At 36.5% G+C, this 7,102-nt stretch carries 7 protein-coding genes; 5 read left to right on the top strand and 2 right to left on the bottom strand.

Annotated elements, in window-relative coordinates; all coding sequences use genetic code 11:
* Window positions 1-224 (top strand): phage holin (locus tag AKK44_RS05010; protein WP_054278782.1); only part of this gene is annotated, 224 nt, incomplete at its 5' end.
* Window positions 225-228: 4 nt separating this feature from the next.
* The gene (locus tag AKK44_RS05005; protein WP_054278781.1) at window positions 229-1,446 is read left to right on the top strand and encodes a peptidoglycan amidohydrolase family protein; all 1,218 of its coding nucleotides are present in this window, start codon (window positions 229-231) and stop codon (window positions 1,444-1,446) included.
* A gap of 49 nt (window positions 1,447-1,495) precedes the next feature.
* Here AKK44_RS05005 and AKK44_RS05000 read toward each other — a convergent pair whose 3' ends face one another.
* Window positions 1,496-2,647, bottom strand: a complete 1,152-nt coding sequence (locus tag AKK44_RS05000) for a DNA/RNA non-specific endonuclease (RefSeq protein ID WP_054278780.1) — start codon at window positions 2,645-2,647, stop codon at window positions 1,496-1,498.
* Window positions 2,648-2,972: 325 nt separating this feature from the next.
* On the opposite strand from AKK44_RS05000, the gene AKK44_RS04995 reads away from it, so the two are divergent.
* Window positions 2,973-3,935: an Abi family protein gene (locus tag AKK44_RS04995; RefSeq protein ID WP_054278779.1), complete on the top strand. Its 963-nt coding sequence runs from the start codon at window positions 2,973-2,975 to the stop codon at window positions 3,933-3,935.
* A 312-nt stretch (window positions 3,936-4,247) separates the two neighbouring features.
* On the opposite strand, the gene AKK44_RS04990 is transcribed toward AKK44_RS04995, so the two are convergent.
* Window positions 4,248-4,610, bottom strand: a complete 363-nt coding sequence (locus tag AKK44_RS04990) for a hypothetical protein (protein ID WP_054278778.1) — start codon at window positions 4,608-4,610, stop codon at window positions 4,248-4,250.
* A gap of 378 nt (window positions 4,611-4,988) precedes the next feature.
* Here AKK44_RS04990 and AKK44_RS04985 point away from each other — a divergent pair, with 378 nt between their 5' ends.
* Window positions 4,989-5,168, top strand: a complete 180-nt coding sequence (locus AKK44_RS04985; protein ID WP_054278777.1) for a competence regulator inhibitor paratox — start codon at window positions 4,989-4,991, stop codon at window positions 5,166-5,168.
* 331 nt (window positions 5,169-5,499) lie between these two features.
* Window positions 5,500-6,960, top strand: a complete 1,461-nt coding sequence (locus AKK44_RS04980) for an NCS2 family permease (protein ID WP_054278776.1) — start codon at window positions 5,500-5,502, stop codon at window positions 6,958-6,960.
* Window positions 6,961-7,102: the final 142 nt, after the last annotated feature.

Genomic DNA, 7,102 nt, shown 5'->3' with positions numbered 1-7,102 from the left:
GCGAGAAAGCTGTCAAAATAGCTGAAATTGTCGCTCGAAATGCTGTTGAAGCAGTTGAACAAATCGCTTATGACAAAGATATCAATGGCATCGAAAAACTAACAGAAGCCAAAGTTGCAGTTCGTGACGAATTATCAAAACACAATGTTTATTTGTCTGACAAGCAAATGGAAGTCTTTATCGAAGCGGCTGTTAAACGCATGAACGACAACTGGAAAGGTTAATGGTATGACTGTTGATACAGAAAAAGCCATCGATTGGATGAGATCCAAAGAAGGCCAAGTTAGTTATTCCATGCAATATCGCAATGGGCCAAATAGCTACGATTGTTCTAGTGCTATAACTAGCGCTTTAATCTACGCTGGTGCTGAACACCCTGGTTGGCTACTAAACACCGAGTATATGCATGACTGGTTAGTTGAAATCGGCTATGAACTAATTTCAGAGAATCAAGACTGGGAAAGCCAGCGAGCCGATATTGCTATTTGGGGAGTCCGTGGACAGTCGGCTGGTGCTGGCGGACATGTTGTTATGTTTATTGATTCAGAAAACATCATTCATTGCAATTATCTTTATAACAACATAACTGTCAATAACTACAACGAAACTGCTGCGGCGAGCGGATGGATGTACTCGTACGCTTATCGTTACAAGGGTGCTACCGACAAAAATGTCGGCACCAAAACCATCGACGAGTTAGCAAAAGAGGTCCTGGCTGGACTGCACGGTAGTGGTGAGCAGCGGAAAATCTCGCTTGGTGCAAACTATGATGCAGTGCAATCAAAAGTCAACGGGCTTCTTAAAGAGCCTAAGATTGCCGAGGAGAGCCCAGCCGTCAAACAAGAAGGAGACTTACTCTTCAATGGTGCAGTTCTCAAAAAAGTAGTACTAGATAAAATCTTAGCAAAATGTAAAGAGCATGATATTTTGCCAAGTTATGCCATTACCGTGCTTCACTTTGAAGGGTTGTGGGGACAATCTACTGTTGGTCGTGTCGACAACAACTGGGGCGGTATGACGTGGACAGGTCAAGGCGAAAGACCTAGCGGAGTAGTCGTCACACAGGGCCAAGCACGCCCATCTAATGAAGGTGGTCATTACATGCACTACAACAGTGTAGACGACTTTTTGAAAGACTGGTTCTATCTTTTGCGACCAGGAGGCTCCTATAAAGTTAGCGGGGCTAAAACTTTTAGCGAGGCTGTAAAAGGGATGTTCCAAGCTGGTGGTGCTAAATATGATTACGCAGCGACTGGATACGAAAATTACTTAGTAGGTATGTCTAGTCGTTTGAAGGCTATCGAGCAAGAAAATGGAACTCTTGATAAATTTAATGAACGGGCTGATATTGCAACAGAACAAGCTGATAAGATTGATGTTGTTATTGATAGCATTGAAATAACAATTAATGGTATAACTTACACAGCGACTAAGAAACCAGTTTAGAATAAATAAAAACCGCTCAGATTAATTTCTGAGCGGTTTTTTGTGTTATTTAATCTTTTTCTGTAGAAGAGTGGTGCTTACCTCTAGCTAAAGCTTCTTGTTCAGTCATTTCAACAACTTTGTCAAGATTAACTCTCTCTGACATGTTTTCTTTTTTATACCAATATGCTTTTGATTGACCGTTACCTGTTACATAAACAATTGTTTGTTTGTCATCATCATTACTTTCTTCAGTAGATTCAAATGTTTCTTCGTCATCCACTACTGGTTCATCCACGGGTTCATTGTCGGCGAGGTCTTCAGTCACTTCAGCGACAGGATTGTTTTCGGATATTCCACCATATTGATAGTTGATTGTAAATCCATTAGCTGTATTGAAGACACGTACTGTTTCATCTATTTGTCCGTCAGAAGACAAGGCAGAAACTAAAACAGATCTAGGCAATAACTCTGTTCCTTGATATTCAGGAACTGCTTTATAATAGACGTGGACGTTAGGGTTTTTATTAATATAGTCTAGAACCTTGTTTTCAATATACTGCATTCCGCCTTTGTGGTCATTGTTTCCAACATTTTGCGTGCGGGTCCCAGTGACTAGGTTTCTTCGGAAAGGTCGACCTCCTAAGCTATCAGCAATGAGGTGGCTTCTATCGAATAGGTAACCATTCCTAATTCTTCCATTACTTAGTGCGATACTTGCTTTTGTATTATTTGAAACGCGTTTGAAATTTCTATAACTATGTTTGTAGTCCTTTTCAGAAGCCAATTCATTTGTTTTTCTATTGTAGTAAGAATACCAACCGCTTGGTTCTGGGTTTCTTTCCCACTTTGCACGGAAACCTGCCGACATATCAATCATATCTTTAGTGATAATGCCATAAGCTGATCCAGAACGACCATAACCATCAAGGATGTCATAGTGAATATTTGATACTGTGACATGCTTGGTGCTTCGGCCGCTGTTTGTATAAACCTTCTCAGTTGTTTTATACAGTTGAGGAAATTCTTCTTTTTTGATATTGGACTTTCCTTCTACGTTATAGTAGTCAGGATGTTGTGTTAGCGACCATTGTGCAGATAAGGGCGTGGTATTTTCGATAGGTGTCGCATTAACTGTACTTAGCGGAGCTATCCCTCCAAATACAGTCATCACCGCGATGGCTATCGATCGAACAAGTAAATTCTTCCATTTTTTAGGCATAATAAGTCCTCCTTCATTATGTTACCTTCAATTTTATCACAAAAAGTCAAGTTTTTTATGAATAAATATTTAAAGAAGTGAGCTCCTTTAAATAAGACAAAAGCTCCAATAATTGTTGGCAGTTCATTTTTCTGATGACTATCAAAAAAATGAAAAATTATTTTATGCTACAGTTTTATAAGGCATGTTCCTTAAATAAAAATGAAAACTATTGACAAGGTATATAATAAAGAGATATAATTACTACTAACAAGACAAACCCCCCATTCCTCTTGTAGGCAGATACGTTCTGATATGGGGCTTTTTTTATATCGTTAGGAGAGTTATGAAACAACCTTTAGCTTTAACGTGGGAAGAACAAATTAGTTTATTTGAAAAACGAGGTCTGGTTGTTAAACCAGATGATGTAGAAAAAATAAAACATATTAGCTACTATAGACTTAAAGAGTTTGCAAAACCACTTGAAATAAAGCAACAAGATAACGAAGAACAGGATATTCTATATGATAATATTGAGTTTGCAGAAGTTTTGGCGAGATATTATCAAGATAAAAACTTAAGAATTTATTTGCTTCATGCCATTGAAAAGATTGAAGTGTCAGTTAAGACAAAGGTTTCTTTTGTTTTAGGCGATAGGTATGGTGCTTTTGGATATTTAAATTTTTCCTCCTGGACGAATAGAGATAAATTTACAAAATATACCATTGAAAGAAAACAATTTTTTATTAAAAAGAACTTGTTAAAAATTGTAAAAAAATCTCAACTATTCGAGCTGAAAAATCCAGCTAATATTGATTCTGATGGATTTCCGACAGTTTGGCTTGCTATTGATTTATTGATGTTTGGTGATGTCGTCTCTATTTTAAAGATCATGAGCGAGAAGAATCTTAAGCAAGTCTGTCAATATTATAGTTGTACACCAGAAGAACTAATTTCATGGCTTAAATGTTTAAATTTTATAAGGAATATCTGTGCGCATAATTCAAATGTATTGGATATTCAAATTACCACAAAGCCTAAACTTCGTCCTGAATGGAGGAGTTATATTGATACTGTAACGATTAAACAAGATATTGTTAAGCCTTCGAATAAGCTATCTATTGTTATTGCTATTGTTGTTTACCTTGTTAATACTATTAACAGTAAATATAAGTGGAAAAAAATACAATCCAGTTTGAAGGCACTTTGCAAAAAAGATGATAGTAGGGCAAAGCTTTTAGGATTTAAAGATTATAATTCTGTTAAAGCAATGATTGATGAAATAAAATATAGTGCTACTACAGACTGAAATACCTGAAATTTTAGAAAGATGTACCAACACTGATGGTTCTTGCTTTTTGTAAATTATCAGCTATTAACTCTTGACTATAAAACATTAATTGTGTAATATTAGATACAGAAAGTAGAGAGTAATCTCTCTACTTTCTGTACAGTATCAATCCCCTTATTTGGTAGATTATCAGACGTAGAGTGTTTAAAGATACTTATATTTTAACCTTCTCAAAAAAAGCGTAACTTAAGTTGCGCTTTTTTTGAGATTCTAGGATGTAAAATTTTATAATAGATAAAGCCACGCTCGAAATGAACGTGGCTTTATCTATTATTTTTCAACTACGGGAATCGGAGCTGGGGCATACATTTCAAAAAAATTATCCACTTCAGAAATTACTTCATTTTTTATATCATCTTTTGTTTGAGATTTGAATTCTTCTAATTTTTTCACAAAATCTTTATTCGGGCTAACTGCTAAATAAAAATCAGCATAAAATTCATCAACACCTTGAGCCTTCAGAAATTCTAAAAGCTCTTTATAACCAGTTTTTTTAGGTGCGGTTAAAAATTCTATTTCAAAATCATCATATTCGTTAGCCTTAATGACTTGAGTTGAAGCGGTTAGGCAAGCTCCTGCCAATGCTAAAGTTGCAATTGTAGAAATGGCAAATTTCCTGCAAAGTTGTTTCATATAAAATTCCTCCGTTTTCGGTTCTATACACCGTTATTCTTGTGATAATTATTTATCACGATTTTATTTTAAATTAATCAATAACTAATGTCAAGTGTTTTTTGTAATAAAATTAAATAAAAAGCTTTTTAAAATTAAAATAATTTTATTGAGTAATAATTTGATTTATACAATACAAGATTATCAATTATAATTCCAATCCTCTCAATTAGTTCGAGGTCGTTTTCGCTTGGTTATCGATTGAAATCACAGATGAAAATGAATATGATATAACTTTAACCATCGACTTGACAGATTTTATTCGCATCTACACATTTGTATTTGATCAAAAATAGTTTTTGCGAATTAATTTCGAATAATAAAGTAGGAGGAAAAGTTATGCTAACATACGATGAATTTAAAGAAGCAATTGATGGTGGATATATCACAGAAGACACAGTGATGATCGTACGTAAAAACGGATTGATATTTGATTATGTACTGCCTGGTGAACAAATTAGACCCCACGAAACTGTGACGATAGAAAAAGTAGTTGATGTGTTAAAAGAATTGCAATAAAAAAAGACCTCGTCCAGAAGTCGGAGAAAAGTCGGGGAGCAGTGTGTGAATAGGCTTGTTTAAAGGCTGTGTGTCATAGTTAGATTATAACAAATTTTACGATAAGTGAAAGAAGAAAAACAAGAAACAATTATTTTTTTAGTAAAAAACGCAGAGATGGCTGAAAACTCAACAAAAGCATTAAAATAGTTTGAAAATGAACGATAAATTGATAAATTGATAAAATGAAATTATTGTTCGTGAAAAACGATGATAAAATCGGGGCGTTTTCAAAATCAGCCGAAATAATGGTGTTTTAGGAACACCCCAAAAATAAGGAGACTCCATTCAAATGGAAACGTTTTTTAAGTTAAAAGAAAATGGGACAACTGTCTCAACTGAAATCATGGCCGGGCTAACAACATTTTTTGCCATGTCTTACATTTTGTTTGTCAATCCAAGCATTCTTAGCGCTGCAGGGATGCCATCTCGAGCGGTATTTCTGGCGACCATCATCGCAGCAGCGATTTCCACATTGTTTATGGGACTGTTTGCAAATGTACCCTATGCTTTAGCACCAGGTATGGGCTTAAATGCCTTTTTCACCTATACTGTTGTTTTTGGTTTGGGATTTTCGTGGCAAGAAGCCTTGGGCATGGTGTTTTTATGTGGTTTGTTTAACATTTTAATCACGGTCACTAAGTTCCGAAAGAGTATTATCAGAGCTATTCCCGTAAGCTTACAACACGCTATTGGTGGAGGTATTGGGGTATTTGTTGCCTACCTAGGATTTAAAAATGCTAACATCATTACTTTTTCTGCCTCAGCTGAAAATATTCTGGCGGTTAATGGAGTAGAGCCTGCAAAGGCAACAGCAAAAACATTTGCTAATGGTGTGTATTCTATCAATGCTAACGGGGGTGTGGTTCCTGCGATTTCGACTTTTACAGATCCGAGCGTTTTACTAGCACTCTTTGGCTTGTTATTGACAGCTATTTTGGTTATCCGTAATAGCCGTGGAGCTATTTTAATTGGGATTGTTGTAACGACTCTTGTTGGTATTCCTATGGGAGTGGTTGACTTATCTGCTATTAACTTTGCTGAAAATCATATCGGTTTAGCATTCTCGGATTTGGGAACCACCTTTTTAGCAGCTTTTGGCGGCATGTCATCCCTCTTTAGCGATTCAAGTCGTCTGCCACTTGTTTTGATGACTATTTTTGCTTTTTCACTATCAGATACTTTTGACACCATTGGGACGTTCATCGGTACAGGTCGTCGCACAGGTATTTTCTCAGCTGAAGATGAAGCAGCACTAGAAAACAGTACTGGATTTAGCTCTAAGATGGACCGCGCCTTATTTGCAGATGCTATTGGAACCTCTATCGGAGCTTTATTTGGGACGTCTAACACCACGACCTATGTGGAGTCGGCAGCTGGTATTGCAGAAGGTGGTCGTACAGGACTGACAGCCGTATCAACAGCCGTTTGCTTTATTTTGTCCATTCTACTCTTGCCAATTGTTGGGATTGTGCCTGCTGCGGCAACAGCACCAGCCTTAATTATTGTTGGGGTGATGATGGTGTCTTCTTTCCTTGATGTTGATTGGAGTAATTTCGAGGACGCCTTACCAGCCTTTTTCGCAGCCTTTTTCATGGCTTTGTGTTACTCAATTTCTTACGGTATTGCAGGAGCCTTTATTTTCTACTGCTTGGTAAAAATTGTTAAAGGCAAAGCCAAAGACATTCACCCAATTTTATGGGGAGCAACGGTCTTATTCATTTTAAATTTTGTCATTTTAGCCTTTATCTAAAGGCAAATAGTAGAGGTGCCTTTGGCACCTTTTTTATGATGTGGTGCAATGTCCTTGTTGATAGATGAGTGGCTATGATTTTGTGATTAGGGATAAATCGACTGAAAATAAAGGAATAAGTGCTGAAATTTTACTTGGAAGG

Origin of the sequence: Streptococcus phocae (assembly GCF_001302265.1) — a bacterium.
Classification (GTDB): Bacteria; Bacillota; Bacilli; order Lactobacillales; family Streptococcaceae; genus Streptococcus; species Streptococcus phocae.
Note: the sequence above shows the minus strand (reverse complement) of the source record. Positions and strands in the feature narration are given on the sequence as shown.